Source organism: Dactylosporangium sp. NPDC051541, assembly GCF_044454505.1.
In the GTDB taxonomy this organism is placed as follows: Bacteria; Actinomycetota; Actinomycetes; order Mycobacteriales; family Micromonosporaceae; genus Dactylosporangium.
The window spans coordinates 1-21003 of record NZ_JBITDU010000032.1 but is presented as its reverse complement, the minus strand read 5'-3'; the positions used below and the strand labels follow the sequence as shown (position 1 = coordinate 21003).

Sequence of the window (21003 nt, the reverse complement as noted above, 5' to 3'; positions counted from 1 at the left end):
ACGATGGCCTGCGTGTCGAATCTGCCGCACCTTCGCCTGGTGACCGGTGACGAGGAGCTTCTCGTCGCCCGGGCCGTTGCCGAGACCATCGCCGCCGCCCGGGCCGAGGAGCCCGACACCGAGGTGCGGCAGCGGACCGGCGGGGAGCTGGTCGCGGGGGAGCTGGCCGAGATGCTGAGCCCGTCGCTGTTCGGCGGGCGGCGGGTCATCGTCGTGCTCGACGGGCAGGACGCGAAGAAGGACGTGTCGGCGGCGCTGCTGACCTACGCCAAGCAGCCCGAGGACGACGTCGTGCTCGTCGTCACCCACCCCGGCGGAGCCAAGGGCAAGGCGCTCGCCGACGGGTTCAAGGCGGCCGGCGCCGACGTCGTGCCGGCCATGAAGATCACCAAGCACCGCGAGCGGGTCGACTTCGTCAAGAACGAGATCCGGCGGCAAGGCGGCAAGATCACCGAGGACGCGGCCGAGGCGCTCCTCGCGGCCGTCGGCAACGAGCTCCGGGAGATCGTCGCGGCCTGCTCCCAGCTCGTCGCCGACACCGGCGGGCGGATCGACGCGAAGACCGTCGCGCAGTATTACACCGGCCGGGCCGAGGTGTCCGGGTTCACCGTCGCCGACGCCGTCATGGTGGGCGACGCGGCCGCCGCGCTGGAGGCACTGCGCTGGGCGCTGCACGTCGGGGTCGACCCGGTACCCATCGCCGACGCCATCGCCGACGGGGTCCGGACCGTCGCCCGGGTGGCCTCCGCCGGCAAGGGCAACGCATACCAACTCGCCGGAAGTTTGGGAATGCCTCCGTGGAAGGTCGAACGCGCGCAGCGCCAAGCCCGTGGCTGGACGGCCGAGGCACTCGTTGATGCCATGCGAGCGGCCGCAGAGTGCAACGCGGCCGTGAAGGGTGGATCTGATGACCGCGGCTATGCGCTCGAGCGGGCAGTGTTCGCAGTGGTCGCTGCGCGCGGTGGAGGAATAGGACGATGACAACGAGCAACGGGTTCGCGCAACAGGCACCGCTGTACGTGCGCGCGCTGCGGCTTCGGCACCTGCACGTGGGCGGGTTCGTGAGTTTCCTGCTGTTCGAGTGCATGATCGCGGCCGGCGTGCTGCTGGCCCTCGCGGAGTTGGTCAGTTGGTGGGCGGTTCCAGTCCTGCCGGCCGTCGTAGCGATCATGGTCAAGGTCAACGACATGGTCATCGGTGGATCCCGCCGCGCCCGCGCCATGGCGCGGGCAGCGGATCGGGGTTCATCCGAACGAGCGTCATCCACCCGGGTGGATTCGGATGACCGGACCGACGACACGCCCTCGGTTGCACGACGGACCACGACGACGCTCGATCGCGACGAGATCGCCCGCGCCGGCCGGGCCGCACGGTCCGCGGCCGGCTCCGGCTCTGCCTCAGGCTCGGGCTCGGGTTCCGGCTCGGGGGCTGCGGTCGGCGCTGGCTCCGGCGGCGGTTCGAGGGCGGCCGGCGGTGCGACGCGGACTCGGACGATCGAGCCGCCGGCGCAGCGCAAGAAGGTCGGCGTCATCAAGATCTCGTTGCCGGCCAAGGACGGCGGGGTCGGCGGCGGGTCGCGGCACTCGGCGGATGAGCCCCGGCACTCGGCGGACGAGGCGGCTCGCGAGGTGGTCGACGCCGGATACGGGATCTCGCCCGCCGTCGCGGAGACGACCGCTGACCCGGCTCCGATGTCCGTCGAGAGCAGCACGGGTGCGCATGCCGCCGAGGGCGCGTATGTCGCTGAGAGCGCGTACGCCGTCGAGGGTGCTTACGTCGCTGAGAGCGCGTACGCCGCCGAGGGTGCTTATGTCGCCGAGGCTGTTTACGCCGCCGACGGGTCCGGTGCTCATGCCGCCGGTTCGACCTACGTGAGCGGCGCGTACGCCGAGGCGCACGCGGCCGGGGACGAGTGGACCGACACCGACTCGCACGGGTTCCAGCGGTCGCGGCCGCTGCACCCTTCGGAGTGGAGCGGCGACCGGCCGGCCGTGGACCCGTGGCTGGAGCAGGTCGCGGAGCCGACGCACGCAATAAGCAACGACGCCCGGACCGACTGGCCGGTCGACCCCGGCACCAGCACCAGCACCGGTGGCTGGGACGACCGCGCGGCCTGGAACTCCGCGGTCAGCGGCAACGGGCAGGCCAACTGGGGCAGCGAGGCCGCCTGGGGCGACCGGTCGGCCTGGGCCGAGCAGGACGCGGCGGCACAGTACGGCCGCGGGGGACAGCACGCCTCTGGGGAGCACTACGGCTACAGCTCCGGCCAGTACGCCCCCGCGCAGCAGAACGCCCAGGACTGGGACGACGAGACCGGCTTCGCCGACCAGGCCGCATGGCGGGCTCGATCGCCGTACGGCTCGCGCGGCTCCTGGGGCACCTACGGCGAGTGGGAACCCGGCGCGCCCGACTACGTCTCCGACTACACCGGCGAGAACAGCGCCTCGGCCTACGCGGAGGCCAGCCGCGAGCAGGCGGCCCGGGACCTGGCGGCGCGCGGCGAGGCGTACCGCTCGGGGGACAGTCGCACCGACGACCCGTACGGCTGGCGGAGCCGCTCCGGCACCACCGGCGAACACCGGCGCGGCGGCGAAGACCACGACCACGCGCAGCGCAACCGAGCCCACCCCGGCCACCCCGAGCCCGGCACCGGCGACCCTGTCCCCGGCGAGCAAGGCTACGGCGCACCTGTCCCCGGCGAGTACGGCTACGGCGTCCCGGTCCCCGGCGAGCCCGGCTACGGCGAACCTGTCCCCGGCGAGTACGGCTACGGCGTCCCGGTCCCCGGCGAGCCCGGCTACGGCGAACCTGTCTCCAGCGAGTACGGCTACGGCGAGCAGGGCCATGGCGAGCACGACCACGGTGAGCGCGGGCACGGTGAGCGCGGGCACAGCGAGCACGGACGCGGCGAGCACGGGCACGGACACAGTGAGCAGGGCCACGGGGAAGCCGCGCCGAACCGGGAGCCCGGCGGCCGGCACGCCCGGCAGCAGCCGCAGGGCCGGCGGCGGTCCGAGGACACCGACAACGTCACGTCGGGCCACTTCACGACCGGCCGGCACGCGGACCGCGGGTGGCGCTCGGACGACGACCTGGCCCGGCAGCGCACGGGCGGCATCAACCAGGGGCGGTTCGCCTGATCGACTTTGCTCCGCCGGCTCTCCTACGAGGGCCGGCCGGCAACCGGTAATTCCCATTTATCCGGCATGTGAGTGCCGGTGTGTGTGGCCTTGGAAGGCTTTCGAGCTCTTCCAAGGCCACTTTTTTGGCCTGTTCACCTCGACCGGCTGACGCTCGCTGACGTTGGCCCGATATGTCGGGCGCTTCGCTAGCCCGACATATCGGATTTATACCCCGACGGGCGGAATTTCGCGCTGCGAGCGGATTCAGGCGCTGTCGCTGTCGCGTGGCTGTCGCTATCGCTATCGCTGTCGCTGTCGCTGTCGCTGTCGCTATCGCTTGCGCTATCGCTTGGCTTCGTTTTGCTGGCGTCGCTGCGGCGTTGACGATTCGCGGACGCTGCGGATTTGGTCGCGGATGCTGCCGATCAGGTCGGTGCTGTTGTCGCGCGGGTGGCCTCCGAGGCGGGCGGGGGCGATTCGCGGACGCTGCGGATTGGTCGCGGATGCTGCAGATCAGGTCGGTGTTGTTATCGTGCGGGTGGCCTCCGGGGCGGGCGGAGGACGATTTGCGGATGCTGCCGGTCAGGTCGGTGTTGTTGTCGCGCGGGTGGCCTCCGAGGCGGCCAAAGAGCGATGACCTGAGGACGGTGACCTGAGAACGGTGACCGGAGGATTGGGCGTCTGGGCCTGGTAGCAGCTCGAGCGTAAACGGGCCGGGGGTCGGCTCGCGGGCGGTGTTGATCGGCTCGGTGCTGCTGCCGCTGGGATGGCCTGCTCGGCGGCGTGCTGATGTGTCGCCTCAGGTGACGGCTCGGCTCAGGGGTGGGCTTGTTGCGTTGGGGTTTGGCATGGCAAAAGCGCCGCTCCACCTAGGTGGGCGGCGCTTTTCGCGGTGCTGCGGCTGGCCTTGGCTCCGGTCAGGCGGAGGTGAGGCCGTGCAGCTTCTTGGTGATGGCCGACTTGCGGTTGGCGGCCTGGTTCTTGTGGATCACGCCCTTGCTGGCGGCCTTGTCCAGCTTCCGGGAAGCGTCCTGCAGCAGAGCGACAGCGGTCTCGTTGTCGCCGGCGGCGGTCGCCTCGTGGAACTTGCGGATGGCCGTCTTCAGCGACGACTTGACCGACTTGTTCCGCAGGCGGCGCTTCTCGTTCTGCCGGTTGCGCTTGATCTGGGACTTGATGTTCGCCACGCGACAGCCTCGTCTTAAGCTCGGATTCGGTTTCCTTGAGCGCATGGCACGACGGCGCGTCACCTAGCGCGATGAATCAGGCTACCAGGTCACCCCTCGGCCAGCCAAAACGAGCCGCGTTCCGCTCGCCCAGCAGCGGCCGGCACGGCAGAGAGCGAACCGAGCCGCGTTCCGGGAGTCCGCGGCTGACGACCCGCAGCGGGCGAGCCGAGCCGCAGGTAACACCAATCAAGCGCTTGCGGACAGGTCGTTGTGTGTGGCTGGAGCCGGTGTGGCGGTCGGGAGGGCGCCCGGTGTGCGTAGGAGGGTGCGGTCGGCGTCGTCTACGAATGACAGGTCGGCCTCTACGTGTCTGGTCGCGGCTGAGAGTAGGAGCGCGACTACCGGGTCGGTGGCCTTGCGGCGCAGGCCGTCCAGGTTGCGCAGCTCGCGCATCAAGTATGTGCGCTGCTGGGAGAGGACCGTGCGGACCGTGTCGGCGTCGCCTGAGCGGGCGGCGGCGGTCACCTTCAGGAAGAAGTCGTCGCGGAAGCCGCCGCTGCGTGGGGAGGCCTCGCCCAGCCAGCGGGTCAGCTCGGTGTGGCCGGTGTCGGTGATCTCGTAGACCACCCGGTCGGGCTTGATGGCTTGGGCGTGGCGTTGGGAGACGACCATGCCGTCGCGGGAGAGGCGGTCGAGGATCTGGTAGAGGTGGCCGATGTTCAGCGGGCCCCACTGCGGGCCGACCGCCGCCTCGAAGGCGCCCTTGAGCTCGTAGCCGTAGCTCGGGCCGCGCGACAGCAGGGAGAGCACGGCGTGATGGATCGGCATGACCGCAGATCGTACCCCTTGCATTGTCACAATGTAGAGGCCAGAGTAAGCGCGTGATCCCATTCATCTGGGCCCATCTCGCCAAGAACAAAGGTCGCTCCGTCGCGCTGCTGCTCGGGGTGCTCGTGGCCACCACGGGGTTCACCGTGCTCACCGGGGCCACCGACACCGCGCGGCTCCAGGTGACCGGCGAGGTGAACCGCTCGGCCGCGGCCGCCTACCAGGTGCTGGTCCGGCCCAAGGGCACCCGCACGGCACTGGAGAACGACCGGCAGAAGGTCCGGCCCAACTCGCTCAGCGGCATCTACGGCGGGATCACGCCGGAGCAGGCGCGGCAGATCGCGGCCCTCGACGGGGTGGACGTGGCCGCGCCGATCGCAATGGTCGGCTACGCGAACAAGGGCCGCACGGCCATCTTCGACATCACGAACCTCCTCGACCAGTCGCTGGACCGGCAGCTGATCCGCCTCGACAAGACGTTCCTGGCCGACCGCGGGCTGAGCACGGCCAAGGCCCGGTCCGACTTCGTGTACGTCACCAAGCACACCGTCGCCTGGCCGAACATCAGCGCCGGGGGCACCTCGTTGGGCATGCAGTACACCGACGGCTCGTCCCACGCCGGCAAGGACATGTGCGACGACGGCCTGGCCGTGCTCGAGGACGGGGTGCCGGTCTGCCAGTGGATCGACCGGGACGAGATGTCGAACCTGATGCGTGATACGCAGGGCGCCACCCTGCAGGTCATCCAGCTCATGCCGGACGGGAAGTACCGGCGCGGCTTCGGCGGGATATCCGCCAGCGAGCTGACGACCGAGGACAAGGCGATGGCCTACGTGTCCTGGCAGGTGCCGATGCTGCTCGCGGCGGTCGACCCGCAGGCCGAGGCCCGGCTGGTCGGGCTGGACGGCGCGGTCACCGCCGGGCACTACATCGGGCCCGCGGACAAGCTGGGCAAGCAGCCGCCGCCGCTCAATGACCCGATCCTGCCGGTGCTGTCGGTCGAGCAGCCGTATCCGGACAACGGCCTGCGCGTCGACCTGAGCCGGATCGCGCTCACCGCCCCGCCGCCCGGCGACCGGCCCGCCAACGCGCTGGCCATGCTCGACGCCACGACCGGGCCCAAGCTGGAGACCCGCACGCTGAACGGCAATCCGGAGCAGGTCGGTTGGGGCCACCACCTGGCGCCGTTCATGCGGGTCGGCGGGGTCGACTACACGGAGAACGCGGACGGCTCGCTCACCGCGGTGCCGGTGCCGACCGACCCGGAGGCCTGGCGCAGCCCCAACATCTCGGGCATCCACCTGCCCTGGCAGATCTATGACACCTCGTTCCGCACCGTCAAGCAGACCAATGAGCTCGGGTTCACCGACATCGTCGGGCTCTACGACCCCGGGAAGGTGCGGACGTTCGACCCGCTGAGCAAGGTGCCGATGGAGACCTATCAGGCGCCCGACGCCACCGGCGGCGACCAGCGCAGCCGGGATCTCCTCAACGGGCAGACGCTGCGGCCGGACGGCAACCCGGCGGGCTATCTGGCCACCTCGCCGACGCTGCTGACCAGCCTGGACCTGCTGGACAGCCTGTATTCGACGCTCGGGCTCGAGACCGAGCGCAAGGCGCCGATCTCCGCGGTGCGGGTGCGGGTGGCGGACGTGCACGGCTTCGACGCCGCGGCCCGGGAGCGGGTCCGGGTCGTGGCCGAGCGGATCGCGGCCGTGACCGGGCTCGACGTGGACATCACCTACGGCTCGTCGCCGCAGCCGCAGGCCGTGGACATCGCCGCCGGCCAGTTCGGGCGGCCGGCGCTGCGGCTCTCAGAGCTGTGGACCCGCAAGGGGGTGGCCGCGGCGATCGTGAGTGCCGTGGACCGCAAGAGCGTAGTGCTTTTCGCATTGGTACTGGTGGTCTGCGCGCTGTTCCTGGCGAATGCTGTTTTTGCGGGGGTACGGGACCGGCGCACCGAACTGGCGACGCTCACGGCCCTTGGCTGGCCGGCCCATCGCGTGTTCGGAGTGGTGCTCGGTGAGGTGGCGGTGCTCGGGCTGGTCGCCGGGGCCGGGACGATGCTGCTGGCGGGCCCGCTCGGACACCTGCTCGACGTGGGCGTGCCGTGGCATCGGGCGCTGCTGGCAGTACCGATAGCGCTGGCTCTGGCACTTCTGGCCGGACTGCTGCCCGCGTTGGCCGCCGCCCGGGCCCGTCCCGCGAAAGGTTTGCGCCCCGTGGCTCTGCGGCCGCGGCGAGCCGGGCGGCCACGGGGGCCGATCGGGCTCGGTCTGCGCAACCTGTTGCGCGTGCCCGGGCGGACGCTGCTCGGCGCGGGCGCCCTCGCGATCGGCATCACCGCGGCGACGGTCCTGGGTGCGATCACGTTCGCGTTCCACGGTGCGATCGTCGGGACGATGCTCGGGGACGCCGTGTCGCTGCAGGTCCGGGCGGTGGACACGGTCGCCGTCGGCGCGACCGTGCTGCTCGGCGCGCTGGCGGTCGCCGACGTGTTGTATCTGAACATCCGGGACCGGTCGGCCGAGCTGGCGACGCTGCGCGCGACCGGGTGGACGGCGGGTGCGCTCGGGCGCCTCGTCGCGGCCGAGGGGTTCGGAATCGGCGTGCTCGGCGGGCTGACCGGGGCCGGGCTCGGGCTCGGCGGCGCGGCCTGGCTGGTCGGCTCGGTCACGCTCGGCCTGCTCTGGACGGCGGCCGCCGCCCTGGTCGCGGGCGCCCTGGTGGCCACCGTCGCCGCGATCGTCCCGGCGCTGCTGCTGCAACGCCTGCCCACGGCCCGCCTGCTCGCGGAGGAGTGAGACACATGCTGACGATCGAGGGGTTGAGCAAACGGTTCCGGACCGGCGGGGCGGACATCGTGGCCGCCGACGACCTGTCGCTGGAGGTGAGCGAAGGGAGTTTCACCGCCGTCACGGGGCCCAGCGGATCGGGGAAGTCGACGCTGCTGCACCTGGTCGGGGCGATCGAGACCGCGGACGCGGGGACGATCGTCGTCGACGGGGTGGAGGTGACCGGGCTGCGGCGGAAGAAGCTCAGCGAGTACCGGCGGACCGTGGGTTTTGTCTTTCAGCGGTATCACCTGTTGCCCGCGCTGAGCGCCCTCGACAACGTGATCGCGCCGGTGTTGCCGTTCCGGGTCGGGTTCGACAAGCGGGAGCGGGCCCGGGAGCTGCTGGACGCGGTCGGGCTGGCCGGGCGGGAGCGGTCGCTGCCGGCGCAGCTGTCCGGCGGGCAGCAGCAGCGGGTCGCGATCGCGCGGGCGCTCATCGGGGGGCCGCGGCTGCTGCTGGCCGACGAGCCCACCGGCAACCTGGACTCGGCCAGCGGGGCGCAGATCCTGGACCTGCTGCTCGATCTGCGCGAGGAGCGCGGCATGACGGTGCTCCTGGCCACGCACGAGCAGGCGATCGCGGCCCGCTGCGACCGCATGATCCGGCTCTCCGACGGCCGGATCACCGACGACATCGACCTCACGACCGGGGAACCGCCGGAGTCGACGCTGGCTCGAGCGACCCAGCTGCGTCTTTAGCCCGGGTTTGCACCACTTCGCGGGTACGATCGCTCTTACGTGCTGGCGGTCGCGGGGGGTGGTATGCCGCAGCTTGATATCGGCGTGCTCACGCAGCCGGGGCGTCTGCGTGCTCTGCGCCGCGCACACCTGCTGCTGAGCTCATCGTCGGCTCCGGTCGACGGCCTGGTGCGGCTCGCCGCCCGGTCCGTCGTGGCCCCGGTCGGCCTGCTCACGCTGGTCGACGACGAGCGGATGCACGTGGTCGGCCGGCACGGGCTGCCGCCGGACCTGGAGCGCGTCAACGCGGAGCCGGCGACGAGCTCGTTCTGCCAGTTCGTGGTGAGCGGAGACGCGCCGCTGGTGGTCCAGGACGCGCGCGAGGATCCGATGCTGCGCGACCTCGGGGTCGTGGTCGGCCGGCACATCACGGCCTACCTCGGGCAGCCGGTGCACGACGCGGCCGGCCACACGCTCGGCGCGGTGTGCGTGACCGACTCCGTGCCGCGGCACTGGACCGACGACGACGTCGCCGCGATCGCCGAGTGCGCCGGGCTGATCGAGGTCATGCTGGCCGCAGAGGCGTCGCGGGAGGACATCGCGCTCGCGGCCGCGGAGACCGACGCGGTGCTGGAGACCGCTCTCGAGGCCTTTGTGGCGATCGAGCTCTCCGGCGAGATCACCCGGTGGAACCGGGCCGCCGAGCGCACCTTCGGCTGGACCGCCGAGGAGGCGGTCGGGCAGCACGTGCACGAGCTGATCATCCCGGAGCGGTTCCGGGCCGCCCACCGCGCCGGACTGACCAGGCTGGTGCGGGGCGGGGTGCCCCGTTTGATAGGCCAGAGGCTGCAGTTGTACGGCGTGAATCGCGCCGGCACCGAGTTCCCGATCGAGATCACCTTGAATGTGGTCGAGGGACCCCTGGGCCGGCACGCGCACGCGTTCATCTACGACATCAGCGAACGTGTCACCGCGGAGCGCCAGCTGGCCCGGGAGCGGCACTTCCTGTCCGCCCTCCTGGACAACCTCGACGTGGGTGTGGTCGCCACCGACGAGCGCGGCAAGCTGATCCTGTTCAACCGGGCCATGCGCGACATCACCGGGCACGACGCCGACGGTTCGACGTCCGATTCCTGGACGACGCCGCGCAGTGCGCCCGGCGGGGAGCCGATCAGCGGCGACGAGATGCCGCTCACCCGCGCGTTCAAGGGCGAGCACATCCGCGACGCCGAGTTCGTCATCCACCTGCCGGACCGTCCCCGCCGCTCGTTCACGATCAACGCCCAGCCGATCCGCGACTCCGACGGCACCCGCCTGGGCGCGGTCGCGGCCCTGCACGAGGTCACCGAGCGCCGCCGGGCCCAGCGGCTCATCGAGTGCGAGCTCGCCGTGTCGCGGATCCTCGAGCAGGCGCCGACGATCGAGGCGTCCGGCCCGGAGCTGCTGGAGACGGTCGCGCGCACGCTGCACTGGCCGCACGCCGAGATGTGGCTGGTCGACAAGGTCGGCAACGTGCTGCGCAACGCGGCGATGTGGACCGAGCCCGGCTACGAGATCCCCTATCCGGACCCGCTCGCGCTGGGCACGGGCGTCTCCGGCGTGGCCTGGGAGACCGGCCAGCCGACGTGGATCCCGGACATCTCCGCGAGCACCAGCCGGCTCAACGTGCCGTCCCTGGCCAAGCACGGCCTGCGGGTCGGCCTGGCCATCCCGATCCGCGACGGCAGCGGCGTGACCGGCACCCTGTCGTTCTTCGGCGACGCCGCCGAGGAGCCGGAGCAGTCGCTGATCGCCCTGCTGTCGGGCATCGCCGCGCACGTCGGGCAGTTCCTGGTCCGGCGCCGGGCCGAGGACCTGGCGAAGCAGCTGGCCCGGACCAAGGACGAGTTCATCGCCCTGGTCGGCCACGAGCTGCGCACGCCGCTGACGTCGATCTCGTCCTACACCGAGCTGCTGCTCCACGACGACGACGAGGACCCGGCCACCCGCGAGGAGTTCCTCGCCGTGATCGCCCGCAACGCCGAGAACCTGCGGGCCATCATCGACGACCTGCTCGACCTGGCCGGCCTGGAGAGCGGCTACGTGACGATGGTCGAGCGGCCGCTGGACTTCGCCGGGCTCGTGCGCGAGGTCGCCGACGCCAACGCCCAGGCCGCGCGCGAGAAGGACCTGAACTACTCGGTGCTGCTGCCGGACGGGCCGGCCCCGGTCTCGGGCGACCTGCCGCGGCTGCGCAAGGTCGTGGACCACCTGATCACCAACGCCGTGAAGTTCACGCCGGCCGGGGGCCGGGTGGAGATCCGGCTGGACAGCGACGTGGCCGGGGCGAAGCTCCGCGTGGTCGACACCGGCGTGGGCATCCCGGAGGAGGAGCGGTCGCGGCTGTTCGAGCGCTTCTTCCGCGGCTCCAACATCCGCAACCAGGGCGTCCCCGGCACCGGCCTCGGCCTGGCGATCAGCCGCACGGTGGTCGAGCGGCACGGCGGCACGATCACGGTGACGGACCACGGCGACAAGCCGGGCACCACGTTCGAGCTGCGGCTGCCGGCCTACTGCGGCTGAACCCGGGGCAGCAGCGCCTCCGGGTGCAGGTCCGGGATCTCGTACGGCTCGCCGAGCAGCTGCGCGGCGGCCAGCCGGGCCAGGGCCGGCGCGGTCTGGATTCCGGTGCCGCCCAGGCCGGCGAACCAGAAGAACCCCTCCTGCTTCGGGTCCGGGCCGACGACCGGGTTGCGGTCCGGCGCGAACGTGCGCAGCCCGGCCCAGCTCGTGCGGACCCGGGTCAGCCGCAGCGTCGTCGCGGCGGTCACCCGCTCCACCGCCACGCTCACGTCCTCGGGCCGGGCCTCCGCGTCCGTTGGCGGTGACGGCGTCTCGTCGGCCGGCGAGACCAGCAGGCCGCCGCGCTCCGGGCGGAAGTAGAAGCGGTTGGCCACGTCGAGGACCAGGGGCCAGGCCGGGCCTACGCGCTCGGCCGACGCGATCGCGACCGTGCGCCGGTAGCTGGTCAGCCCGGCCGGCGGCACCTCCAGGCGGGCGGCCACCGCGTCGGCCCACGGGCCCGCGGCGTTGACCACCCGGCCTACCCGCAGCTCACCGCGGTCCGTGGTCAGGGTCCAGGCCGAGCGGCCCGGGTCCCACGTGCCGGCCTCGAGCCCGATCGCCGTGCGCAGCACCGCACCGGCCGCCGTCGCGCGGTCCCGGTACTGCTGCTGCAGCGCGTCGACGTCCACGTCCTGCGCCGTGCGCTCGACCGCGGCCCGGGCCGTGGCCTCGGGGCGCAGGACGGGGCAGAGCGTCTGTGCGGCGGCCAGGTCGGCTCCGCGCAGCGATGGGTTGGCGGTCAGCAGGGCGTTGAGCGCGCCCAGGTGGTCGGCGTCGGCGACCCAGATGACCGGCCGGGCCCGCAGCAGCGGCGTGCCGGACTCGGCGCCCAGGGCGTCGAGGATGATGCGCGAGGCCCGGGTCAGCGCCCGCTGCTCGGCCGAGCCGAGACTCTCGGTCAGGGCCGAGATCGAACGGCCGGTCGAGTGGTATCCGAACTGGTTCTCCCGTTCGAGCAGCACGATGCGCAGTTCCGGGCGCGGGCCGCCGGACTCCCGCGCGGAGCGCTCCACCAGCCGGCCGTCCAGTTCGGCGAGCTCCGCGGCCAGGGACAGGCCGGCCACGCCCCCGCCGATGATCGCCACGTCTGCTCGTTCGATGGTCCGATTGTCGCAGGGAATGAACCGCGCCGGTGTGGGTACCGGCCGCCGGTGCACAATTCCGGCAATGCTTCCCCCAGATTCTCCGCGCTGGCCGACGGGTGGCGGGATGCCGCCGTGCTCGTGGCCGGGGACGCACTGCTCGACGGCTGGCTCTGCGGGACGCCTACGAGGCTGAGCCGGGAGGCGCCCGTCCCGGTGGTCGCCCTCGACAGCACCCGGGAGGTGTGTGGCGGCGCGGCCAACACCGCCGCCAACTTCGCCGCCCTGGGCGCCCGGACCACACTCGTCGGGGCCGTCGGCGACGACGACGCCGGTGCGCGGCTGCGGACCTGCGTGTGGGACGCCGGGGTGGCCGATCGGCTGGTGACGGCGGTCGGGCGGCGGACGGTCACCAAGCGGCGGGTCGTGGCCGACGGGTACGTCCTGGTCCGCTTCGACGACGGCGACACCGGCCCGCTGGGCCCGGTCGCGGCCGAGACGGTGGTCCGGCGGCTGGACGAGACGCTGTCGGCCGAGCCGCGCCCGGACGCCGTCGTCGTCTGCGATCACGGCGCCGGGACTCTGGGGCCGGCGGTGCGGGAGCTCCTCGCGGCCCGCCGCCTCGACCTGCCGCTGCTCGCCGTAGACGCCCACGACCTGAGCGGCTGGGCGTCGATCGGGCCGGACCTCGTCACGCCCAACCGCGAGGAGGCGGCCGGAGTAATAGGACAGTCAGGCAGCCAGTTGGATCGGGGGCAGCTGCTGCGCAGGACCGGGGCGGCCATCGTGGCGGTGACGCTGGACGCGGAGGGCTCCCAGGTCATGAGCCTCGACGGGGAGACGGTCGCGACCGCGGCACCGCCTTCGCCCGTCGCGCATGCGGCCGGAGCCGGCGGGGCCTACCTGGCCGGGTTCGTGCTCGCTCGGCTGGCGGGGGAGGGGCTCGCCGTGGCCGCCGATGTCGCACAGCGTTGCGCCTCCATGGCGATTCGTGGCGTCGGTACCGCCGTCGTTCCCGAACAGTTCGCCTCCGAATCATTTCTGATATAAATTGCGATCGATGCCGCCCTCAACTGACCTCGACGTCCATGTGTGGACCGTCGTTTTCGCAGCGGATGAGAGCGCGGACCTCCTGGGTGTCGGACTTGAAGGTCACCCGGGACTGCGGCCCGGGGCGCCGGTCGGCGCTCACGATGTGGAACCCGGCGGCCGGGCTCAGATACCGAACGCGCACCGAAGTTCCGTCACAGCCGGCGACCACGTTCCCGCCCGGCGTGCGCAAAATCCGGGGCGAGTCGGGCGACGGCGACGGGCTGGCCGCGCTGGGCGCTCCGGGTGCCGGCCGAGCGGCTCTGAGCAGGACGTCCCGGCCCGCGGCGGTGGCGTTCAGCGCCAAGGCCGACAGCCCGGCGGCACACAGCAACCAGGCCCCAACAGCCACCACCCAGCGTCCACGTCGCATGCCGCCGGGCTGCCCCCGGACCGGCCGCCTACACCGGGCGAAGGGCGAGAAAAGGGGCGAGACCGCTCTGTGCCCCTGACGACCTTGCTGGTGACTTCCGGCCCCACGTGTCCGTATCATGCCCGAGGCGCTACCACCCTCTGCCCCGCGACCCCAGCGAGGAACCGACCGCATGAAGAGTCCTTCGTGGAGAATCCGCACCTGGTCGATCCGCGCGAAGATCATCACCCTGGTCCTGCCGCCGCTGGCGACGCTGGTGGTCATGTGGGTGTTCGCGACGAGCCTGACCGCGGGGGCCACGGCCGAGCTGCTTGACAGCCAGGAGTACAGCGCGCTGTCCAGCAAGCCGTCGGAGAACGTCATCGTCGAACTGCAGCGGGAGCGCACGCTGACCCAGGTGTACCTCGCGACCGGGCGACAGGAGGGCCGACCGGAGACCACCGCGCTCAACGCGCAGCGGGCCAAGGTCGACGAGGTGCTGTCCGACTTCCGCCGCCGCGCCGTCGACGAGAAGCTGCAGGACGCGATCCCCGAGGGGTCGCGGGCCCGGCTGCGCGAGGTCATCAACCAGTTTGACCAGCTCACGGCCAGTCGCAACGGGATCTCCCTGGGCCAGATCGACCGGGCCGAGGCGCTCAACGCGTACAACCGGCCGATCGACTCGATCTACCACTGGTATGACTCGCTGCCCGGCATCAGCAACGCCGAGCTGACCCGCAACGCGCTCATCGTCATCGGCACCAGCCGCGGCCGCGAGCAGCTCGCCCGCGAGGACGCGATCGTCAACGGGGTGGCCGCGGCCGGAAAGTTCCAGAAGACGGAGAACGCCGACCTGGTCGCCGTCATCGGGGCCCGGCGCCAGCTCTACGCCGACGCCACCTACGACCTGCCGGCCGGCGGCCGGGCGCTGTGGGACCCGATCGTGGCCAGCGACTCGTACAAGCGCGTCCTGGACCTCGAGAACAAGATCATGGCGGACGGCCGGCCGGGCGGGACGCTGCCGGTCGACGTGACCGCCTGGCGCGATGCCTACGACAAGCTCTTCGCTCAGCTGCGCAGCTTCGACCTGGGCTTCGGTGAGGTCATCGTGGCCAACGCGGGCCCGGTCGCGGCCGGCATCCTGCTGCGCGTCATCGGCGCCGGGGTGCTCGGCCTCATCGCCGTCGTCGTGTCGATCCTGCTGTCGATCCGGATCGGCCGCTCGCTGATCCGCCGCCTGGTCGGCCTGCGCCAGGACGCCCAGGACCTGGCCGACAACCGGCTCCCGGCGATGGTCGCGCGGCTGCGGCACGGCGACAAGATCGACGTCGTGGCCTCGGCGCCGCCGCTGGAGTACGGCGCCGACGAGATCGGCAAGGTGGGCAACGCCTTCAGCGCCGTCCAGCGCACCGCCGTGCAGTCCGCCGTCCACGAGGCCCAGCTGCGGCAGGGCCTCAACGAGGTCTTCCTCAACATCGCCCGGCGCAGCCAGACGCTGCTGCACCGGCAGCTGGCCCTGCTGGACCGGATGGAGCGGCGGGCCACCGACCCGGAGGAGCTCGAGGACCTCTTCCGCGTCGACCACCTCGCCACCCGCATGCGCCGCCACGCCGAGGACCTGGTCATCCTGGCCGGCGCCGCGCCCGGCCGGGGCTGGCGCAACCCGGTGCCGATGGTCGACGTGATCCGCGGCGCCGTCTCCGAGGTCGAGGACTACGCCCGGGTCGGGTTCCTGGCCCTGCCGGAGGCGTCGCTGGTCGGGCGGGCCGTCGCCGACTGCATCCACCTGCTGGCCGAGGTGATCGAGAACGCCACCGCCTACTCGCCCCCGCACACCCGGGTGCAGATCAGCGGGCAGCTGGTGCCCAACGGCTACGCGATCGAGATCGAGGACCGCGGCCTGGGCATGGCGCCGGACGCGATCGAGGACGCCAACCTGCGGCTGGCCCAGCCGCCGGAGTTCGACCCGGCCAACTCGGCCCGGCTCGGCCTGTTCGTCGTGGCCCTGCTGGCCGCCCGGCACGGTGTGCGGGTCACGCTGCGCGCCTCCGCCTACGGTGGCGTCACCGCGGTCGTGCTGATCCCGCCGCACCTGATCTCCGGCGCGACCCATGAGCTGACCGCCCCGACGCCGGCCGAGGAGCAGCAGGCGGCCCGGGCGGCGGTGCTGGAGCTGGAGCCGGCCGACGCCATCCGGCCCACGATCGCGGAGGTCGCCCCGACCCCCGTCGAATACGTCGTGGCGCCGGTCGCGCCGCCGCCTCCGGTGCCGGCTCCCGCGCTGCCCACGCAGCGGGAACCGGTCGAGGGGGTGGAGCTCACCGACGACGGGCTCCCGCGCCGGCGCCGGCAGGCCAGCCTCGCGCCGCAGCTGCGTGAGCGTCCAGAGGAGGAGCGGACCGTCGATGGCATCCCGGCGGCCCAGTTCGCCACTACCGGAGTCGGCGGTCGCTCAGCGGAGAAGACGCGCGAGATGATGACGTCGCTGCAGGCCGGCTTCACCAGAGGGCGCCGTGACGCCGAGCAGATCCAGGACCCGAACTCTCCGGAAAGGGATGCATAGGTGACGCACTCGACGAGCCGCACCGGCAAGCTCGACTGGCTCCTCGACGATCTCGTCGAGCGGGTCGAGTCGGCGCAGCACGCCGTGGTGCTCTCCGCCGACGGGCTCCTGATGGGCGCGTCCAACGGGCTCGGCCGCGACGACGCCGAGCACCTCTCGGCCGTCGCCTCCGGCTTCCAGAGCCTGGCCCGCAGCGCCGGACGGCAGTTCAACGGCGGCTCGGTCCGTCAGACCATCGTGGAGATGGACAACTCGTTCCTGTTCGTCACCGCGGCCGGGCAGGGCGCCTGCCTGGCCGTGCTCAGCGCCGCCGACTCGGACATCGGCGTGATCGCCTACGAGATGGCGATGCTGGTGACCAGGGTCGGGCAGTACCTCACCGCGCCGTCGCGACCGGGCGTTTCCCACGATGCCGCCGGGTGATCATGACTGGATGGACTCGGATGCCGGCCCGGTAGTCCGGCCCTACGCCGTCACGGGCGGCCGGGCCAAGCCGGCGGCCGGCGCGTTCGACCTCGTCGCCTTCGTGGTGCGCCGAGCCGACCCGGAGGACCCGAACCTTCTGCCCGAGCAGCGCGCGATCCTGGCGCGCACCAGTGAGCCGGTGTCGGTCGCCGAGCTCGCCTCCCATCTCGACCTCGCGCTCGGCGTTGTGCGCGTGCTGCTGGGCGACCTGCTCCAGCAGGGGCTCATCGAGATGCACGAACCGGAGTACGACCAGTCCGTCGGGCCGCTGCGGCCCGACGATCGCATCCTCAAGGCGGTTGTCAATGGCCTCCGAGCGCTCTGACGGTCACGTTCCCCTCGCGGTGAAGATCCTCATCGCGGGTGGGTTCGGCGTCGGCAAGACCACGCTCGTCAGCGCGGTGAGCGAGATCCGTCCGTTGCAGACGGAGGAGGTGCTCACCAACGCCGGCGTCGGCATCGACGACGTCAACGGCGTCGAGGGCAAAACGACGACGACCGTGGCCATGGACTTCGGCCGGATCAGCATCAATCAGGACATCGTGCTGTACCTCTTCGGCACGCCGGGTCAGGACCGGTTCTGGTTCCTGTGGGACGAACTGGCGCTGGGCGCGCTCGGCGCGGTGGTGCTGGCCGACACCCGCCGCCTGAACGACTGCTTCCCGTCGGTGGACTACTTCGAGCGGCGCAGCACGCCGTTCCTGGTCGCCGTGAACTGCTTCGACGGCGTGCAGAAGCACAGTGCCACGCAGATCGCCAAGGCGCTGGACCTCGACCCGGACGTGCCGGTCGTGCTGTGCGACGCGCGGGACCGGCGCTCGGTCAAGGATGTCCTGATCGCCCTGGTCGAGCACGTCATGACCCTCAAGCAGGTCGCCGCGTAGCCGGTCGGCCTGCCGCCGTATCTCCGGTACTGCGGTGGTCTCCCACCAGGCGCCCCGTCTGACCGGACCGATGGTGTAGATCCTTTCGGTCAGCCGGCCCGCTTCGTCCACTTCCAGGCCCTTGCCCGTGGGGTCGAGGTGGGCTAGGCGGTCTTTGAGCAGGTTTCGACCGATCTCGGTCGTTGCCGCGCCCTGGGGGCCGGTGCAGTTGACGACGGCCGAAAACGATTTTCCGGATATGTCACTCGTAGTATGGAATGTTCGAATTCTGGCGGCGCTGGCCGGGGGCATACGGTGGCGGTGCACCTCCCAGAACGTCGACACGTGCCGCAGGAATCGCAGCCGGGCGTCGGGCGTGAGCTGCCGCCAGAGCCGGTCGACCGCGGGCCGGAGCGCGTCGACGGCCGAGCGCCAGTCCGGCTGGGTGGCCGCGAACTCGCGCACCGCCCGCATCAGACCGGCCAGGGTGTTTCCGTGGTACTCGAACGCGCGATCGGCCGGCACGACGTCCGCGTGCACGCGTGGCAGGAGGCCGCGGCGCGAGTAGGCCACGACGGGCACCCGGCCCTCGAGGGCGATCGCCACATCGACGGCGGTCAGCCCGGTCCCGATGAGCAATACCGGAAGATCGCCTTCTAGATTGTCGAGGGTGGTGGAATCCCACGGATTGGCGACGTATCGCGGGTGGTCCCGGAACCGGGGCAGGTCGGCCGGCGCGCCGTGGCCGAGCGCGAGTAGCACGCGGTCGCCCTTGATCGTGTCCCCGTTGCGCAGTGTCACCGTGCCGTCCGCGCCGACCCGTGTCGCGGCCGCCCGGACGTGGGTGAACCGGGCCTGGGTGAGGCGATCGTGCAGGTAGTCGCCGTAGACCCCGCGCGGCGCGAAGTCCGCCGGTCCGATCTCCAAGTCCTGGTCACGGCACCAGCGGACGAAGTCGTCGGGCTGGTCGGCCAGGGCGCTCATCGCGGCCGCGCGCGAGTTGAGCAGGTGGGCCGGGTTGCGGGTGCGGTATGCCACGCCGCGGCCGAGCTCGTCGTGCGGGGCCGGATCGACGATCATCACAGCGTGACGAGGGTCCCGGCTCAGGTGGATCGCCGCCAGGGCGCCGCTACAGCCGCCGCCCACGACCACCGTGGTGCACGTGCGCCCCATGGCTCACCACCCCCATCGTTGAATTCCTATTTAAACGATAGGCTTTATGGTACTGCAAGGGCGCGGGAAGTGTAGGAACGTCACTGTTCGGGCACGTGGTGTCGCATGTCGTCACTCTTTCGCACGAAGTCGATCGAGCAGTCGATGCGCGACACCGACGAGCCCGGCCACAAGCTGCGCAAAAACCTCTCCGCCTTCGACCTGACCGTCTTCGGCGTCGGGGTCATCATCGGCACCGGTATCTTCGTACTGACCGGGCAGCAGGCGGCCAAGAACGCCGGCCCCGCCATCGTGCTGTCGTTCGCGCTGGCCGGCGTCGTCTGCGCGCTGGCCGCCCTCTGCTATGCGGAGTTCGCCTCCACGGTTCCCGTCGCCGGGTCGGCGTACACGTTCTCCTACGCGACGCTGGGGCAGTTCGTCGCCTGGATCATCGGCTGGGACCTGTGCCTGGAGCTGGCGCTCGGGGCGGCCGTGGTGTCGCGCGGGTGGTCGGCGTACCTCCAAGAGCTCTTCGACCTTCCGAACTGGCTCGCCGGCGACCAGGCCCGGCCCGACTTCGGGGCGGCGTTCATCGTGGCCGTCCTCTCGGTCGTCGCGATCGTCGGAGCGAAGCTCTCCGGCCGCGTCACCGGCGCGCTCGTGATCATCAAGGTGGCCGTGGTCCTGTTCGTCATCGGCCTCGGCCTGTTCTTCATCAAGGCCGCGAACTACACCCCATTCATCCCGCCGGCCCAGGCCGCCGAGAAGGAGTCCGGTGGCGACGCCCCGCTGCTGCAGGTGCTGGCCGGGATCACGCCGCAGCACTTCGGCTGGTTCGGCATCGTGGCCGCGGCCTCGATCGTCTTCTTCGCGTACATCGGCTTCGACGTCGTGGCGACCACCGCCGAGGAGACCCACAACCCGCAGCGGGACGTGCCGCGCGGCATCATCGGCTCGCTGATCATCTGCGCCGTGCTCTACATGGCCGTCTCGTTCGTGGTCACCGGCATGGTCCACTACGGCGACCTGAACACCGCCGCGCCGCTCGCGAAGGCCTTCGACCTGGCCGGGCAGGGCTGGGCGGCCAACCTGATCTCGCTCGGCGCGGTCTGCGGGATCACCTCGGTGATCCTGGTGCTGCTGCTCGGGCAGTCCCGGGTCTCCTTCGCCATGGCCCGCGACGGCCTGCTCCCGCCGGTGCTGGCCAAGGTCCACCCGCGCTTCGGCACCCCGTGGGTCATGTCGACGATCACCGGCGCGATCGTGCTCGTGCTGGCCGCGTTCGTGCCGCTGTCCGAGCTGTCGGAGCTGACCAGCATCGGCACGCTGTTCGCGTTCGTGGTGGTCTCGATCGGCGTGGTCATCCTGCGCCGGACCCGCCCCGACCTGCCGCGCGGCTTCAAGACGCCGCTGGTGCCGTTCCTGCCGATCGTGAGCGTGCTGGCCTCGCTGTGGCTGATGCTGAACCTGCCGGTGGTCACCTGGGTGCGGTTCCTGATCTGGATGGCCGTGGGGCTGGTCCTCTACTTCGCCTACGGGATGCGCCGGGCCCGGCTGTCATCGGATACGACTTCGGAGGTCGAGCCTTCATCGACATAAGCTGGTGGTATGACCGACTGGGGGCTGACGTCCGACGACTATCACCTGGACCTGAGCCCGGACGACGTGGCCGACCCCGAGGCGATGTTCGGCCACGGTCCGCTCACGGCGTCCTCCTACGGGACGGCGGGTCTGAGTGCGGCCTCTGAAGATCCCGGGCTCTCGGGCGGAGACATGGCCGGGGACGCGGAGACGGTCGGGTACGACTCCGACGGGGACGGCAAGGTCGACATGCTCCTCGCCGACACCGACCAGGACGGCCAGACCGACGTGGCGATGTGGGACACCAACCACGACGGCCTGGTCGACCAGGTGGCGTACGACCAGGACCACGACGGCAAGATCGACCTGATCTACCACGACGACGACTTCGACGGGCACGTCGACCGGGTCGAGACAACCGACGGCGGCGGCGATCTGCCCGGGTACGCCAGCAACTAGTAGTGCTTTGTTAGGTCTGTCGGTGGTTGTTGCGGTGTAACGGTTTTAGTTTGCGGTGGCAGGTGGGGCATGCGCCGGTCCAGGTGGCGAGCAGGAGTTGCAGCTCGTTGATGACCTTGTAGAGGGTCAGGCCGGCGCATCCGCTTTTGGGTCGTGTCGC

At 71.4% G+C, this 21003-nt stretch carries 16 protein-coding genes and 1 pseudogene; 12 read left to right on the top strand and 5 right to left on the bottom strand.

The features are described from left to right. Positions 1–3 precede the first annotated feature (3 nt). Entirely contained in the window at positions 4–981 is a 978-nt protein-coding gene (holA, locus tag ACIA8L_RS54685) for a DNA polymerase III subunit delta (RefSeq protein ID WP_395917974.1), read from the top strand. Next, entirely contained in the window at positions 978–3140 is a 2163-nt protein-coding gene (locus ACIA8L_RS54680) for a hypothetical protein (protein WP_395917972.1), read from the top strand. The genes holA and ACIA8L_RS54680 overlap by 4 nt, the downstream gene beginning before the upstream one ends. Positions 3141–4039: 899 nt before the next feature. Here the strand turns inward: ACIA8L_RS54680 and rpsT are convergent. Then, on the bottom strand, positions 4040–4309 hold the full coding sequence (gene rpsT, locus ACIA8L_RS54675; RefSeq protein WP_395917970.1) for a 30S ribosomal protein S20: 270 nt from the start codon (positions 4307–4309) through the stop codon (positions 4040–4042). Between the two features lie 228 nt (positions 4310–4537). Then, positions 4538–5119, bottom strand: coding sequence for a helix-turn-helix transcriptional regulator (locus ACIA8L_RS54670; protein WP_395917968.1), 582 nt, complete (start codon positions 5117–5119; stop codon positions 4538–4540). A gap of 53 nt (positions 5120–5172) precedes the next feature. On the opposite strand from ACIA8L_RS54670, the gene ACIA8L_RS54665 reads away from it, so the two are divergent. From ACIA8L_RS54665 to ACIA8L_RS54655, 3 genes are all read left to right on the top strand, one after another. After that, positions 5173–7923 (top strand): FtsX-like permease family protein, encoded by a 2751-nt coding sequence (locus tag ACIA8L_RS54665; protein ID WP_395917966.1) that lies wholly within the window; start codon positions 5173–5175, stop codon positions 7921–7923. 5 nt (positions 7924–7928) lie between these two features. Next, positions 7929–8654, top strand: coding sequence for an ABC transporter ATP-binding protein (locus tag ACIA8L_RS54660; RefSeq protein ID WP_395917964.1), 726 nt, complete (start codon positions 7929–7931; stop codon positions 8652–8654). Positions 8655–8717: 63 nt separating this feature from the next. After that, positions 8718–11195 (top strand): PAS domain S-box protein, encoded by a 2478-nt coding sequence (locus ACIA8L_RS54655; protein ID WP_395917963.1) that lies wholly within the window; start codon positions 8718–8720, stop codon positions 11193–11195. On the opposite strand, the gene ACIA8L_RS54650 is transcribed toward ACIA8L_RS54655, so the two are convergent. Beyond that, a complete protein-coding gene (locus ACIA8L_RS54650; RefSeq protein WP_395917961.1) occupies positions 11183–12322 on the bottom strand; it encodes an NAD(P)/FAD-dependent oxidoreductase in 1140 nt (379 codons plus the stop codon). The two genes, ACIA8L_RS54655 and ACIA8L_RS54650, sit on opposite strands and share 13 nt — an antisense overlap. 66 nt (positions 12323–12388) lie before the next feature. Between ACIA8L_RS54650 and ACIA8L_RS54645 the strand changes: the two genes are divergently transcribed. After that, the gene (locus ACIA8L_RS54645; protein ID WP_395917959.1) at positions 12389–13369 is read left to right on the top strand and encodes a bifunctional heptose 7-phosphate kinase/heptose 1-phosphate adenyltransferase; all 981 of its coding nucleotides are present in this window, start codon (positions 12389–12391) and stop codon (positions 13367–13369) included. 19 nt (positions 13370–13388) lie between these two features. Here ACIA8L_RS54645 and ACIA8L_RS54640 read toward each other — a convergent pair whose 3' ends face one another. Next, complete coding sequence (locus ACIA8L_RS54640) at positions 13389–13553, bottom strand: hypothetical protein (protein ID WP_395917957.1); 165 nt, start codon at positions 13551–13553, stop codon at positions 13389–13391. A gap of 400 nt (positions 13554–13953) precedes the next feature. Here ACIA8L_RS54640 and ACIA8L_RS54635 point away from each other — a divergent pair, with 400 nt between their 5' ends. From ACIA8L_RS54635 to ACIA8L_RS54620, 4 genes are read left to right on the top strand one after another with little or no spacing between them, the layout of a single operon-like run. After that, positions 13954–16323 carry a nitrate- and nitrite sensing domain-containing protein gene (locus tag ACIA8L_RS54635; RefSeq protein ID WP_395917955.1) on the top strand — a complete coding sequence of 790 codons (2370 nt, stop codon included), beginning with the start codon at positions 13954–13956 and terminating at the stop codon, positions 16321–16323. Beyond that, complete coding sequence (locus ACIA8L_RS54630; protein WP_395917953.1) at positions 16324–16746, top strand: roadblock/LC7 domain-containing protein; 423 nt, start codon at positions 16324–16326, stop codon at positions 16744–16746. It begins immediately after the preceding gene. A gap of 10 nt (positions 16747–16756) precedes the next feature. Beyond that, positions 16757–17113 (top strand): DUF742 domain-containing protein, encoded by a 357-nt coding sequence (locus tag ACIA8L_RS54625; protein WP_395917952.1) that lies wholly within the window; start codon positions 16757–16759, stop codon positions 17111–17113. Beyond that, a complete protein-coding gene (locus tag ACIA8L_RS54620; RefSeq protein ID WP_261966226.1) occupies positions 17094–17672 on the top strand; it encodes an ATP/GTP-binding protein in 579 nt (192 codons plus the stop codon). The genes ACIA8L_RS54625 and ACIA8L_RS54620 overlap by 20 nt, the downstream gene beginning before the upstream one ends. A gap of 576 nt (positions 17673–18248) precedes the next feature. Here the strand turns inward: ACIA8L_RS54620 and ACIA8L_RS54615 are convergent. Further along, a pseudogene (locus ACIA8L_RS54615) lies at positions 18249–18824 on the bottom strand (FAD/NAD(P)-binding protein); the annotation flags it as partial. A 105-nt stretch (positions 18825–18929) separates the two neighbouring features. On the opposite strand from ACIA8L_RS54615, the gene ACIA8L_RS54610 reads away from it, so the two are divergent. Together ACIA8L_RS54610 and ACIA8L_RS54605 are read left to right on the top strand one after the other, a co-directional pair. After that, on the top strand, positions 18930–20402 hold the full coding sequence (locus ACIA8L_RS54610; protein WP_395917950.1) for an amino acid permease: 1473 nt from the start codon (positions 18930–18932) through the stop codon (positions 20400–20402). A gap of 9 nt (positions 20403–20411) precedes the next feature. Beyond that, positions 20412–20843 (top strand): hypothetical protein, encoded by a 432-nt coding sequence (locus tag ACIA8L_RS54605; protein WP_395917948.1) that lies wholly within the window; start codon positions 20412–20414, stop codon positions 20841–20843. The last annotated feature ends 160 nt before the right edge of the window (positions 20844–21003 follow it).

Coding starts and splice junctions, on each gene's coding strand:
- holA (WP_395917974.1), top strand. CDS start 4: ATGGCCTGCGTGTCGAATCTGCCGCACCTTCGCCTGGTGACCGGTGAC.
- ACIA8L_RS54680 (WP_395917972.1), top strand. CDS start 978: ATGACAACGAGCAACGGGTTCGCGCAACAGGCACCGCTGTACGTGCGC.
- ACIA8L_RS54670 (WP_395917968.1), bottom strand. CDS start 5,119: ATGCCGATCCATCACGCCGTGCTCTCCCTGCTGTCGCGCGGCCCGAGC.
- ACIA8L_RS54660 (WP_395917964.1), top strand. CDS start 7,929: ATGCTGACGATCGAGGGGTTGAGCAAACGGTTCCGGACCGGCGGGGCG.
- ACIA8L_RS54655 (WP_395917963.1), top strand. CDS start 8,718: ATGCCGCAGCTTGATATCGGCGTGCTCACGCAGCCGGGGCGTCTGCGT.
- ACIA8L_RS54635 (WP_395917955.1), top strand. CDS start 13,954: ATGAAGAGTCCTTCGTGGAGAATCCGCACCTGGTCGATCCGCGCGAAG.
- ACIA8L_RS54625 (WP_395917952.1), top strand. CDS start 16,757: ATGGACTCGGATGCCGGCCCGGTAGTCCGGCCCTACGCCGTCACGGGC.
- ACIA8L_RS54620 (WP_261966226.1), top strand. CDS start 17,094: ATGGCCTCCGAGCGCTCTGACGGTCACGTTCCCCTCGCGGTGAAGATC.
- ACIA8L_RS54610 (WP_395917950.1), top strand. CDS start 18,930: ATGTCGTCACTCTTTCGCACGAAGTCGATCGAGCAGTCGATGCGCGAC.
- ACIA8L_RS54605 (WP_395917948.1), top strand. CDS start 20,412: ATGACCGACTGGGGGCTGACGTCCGACGACTATCACCTGGACCTGAGC.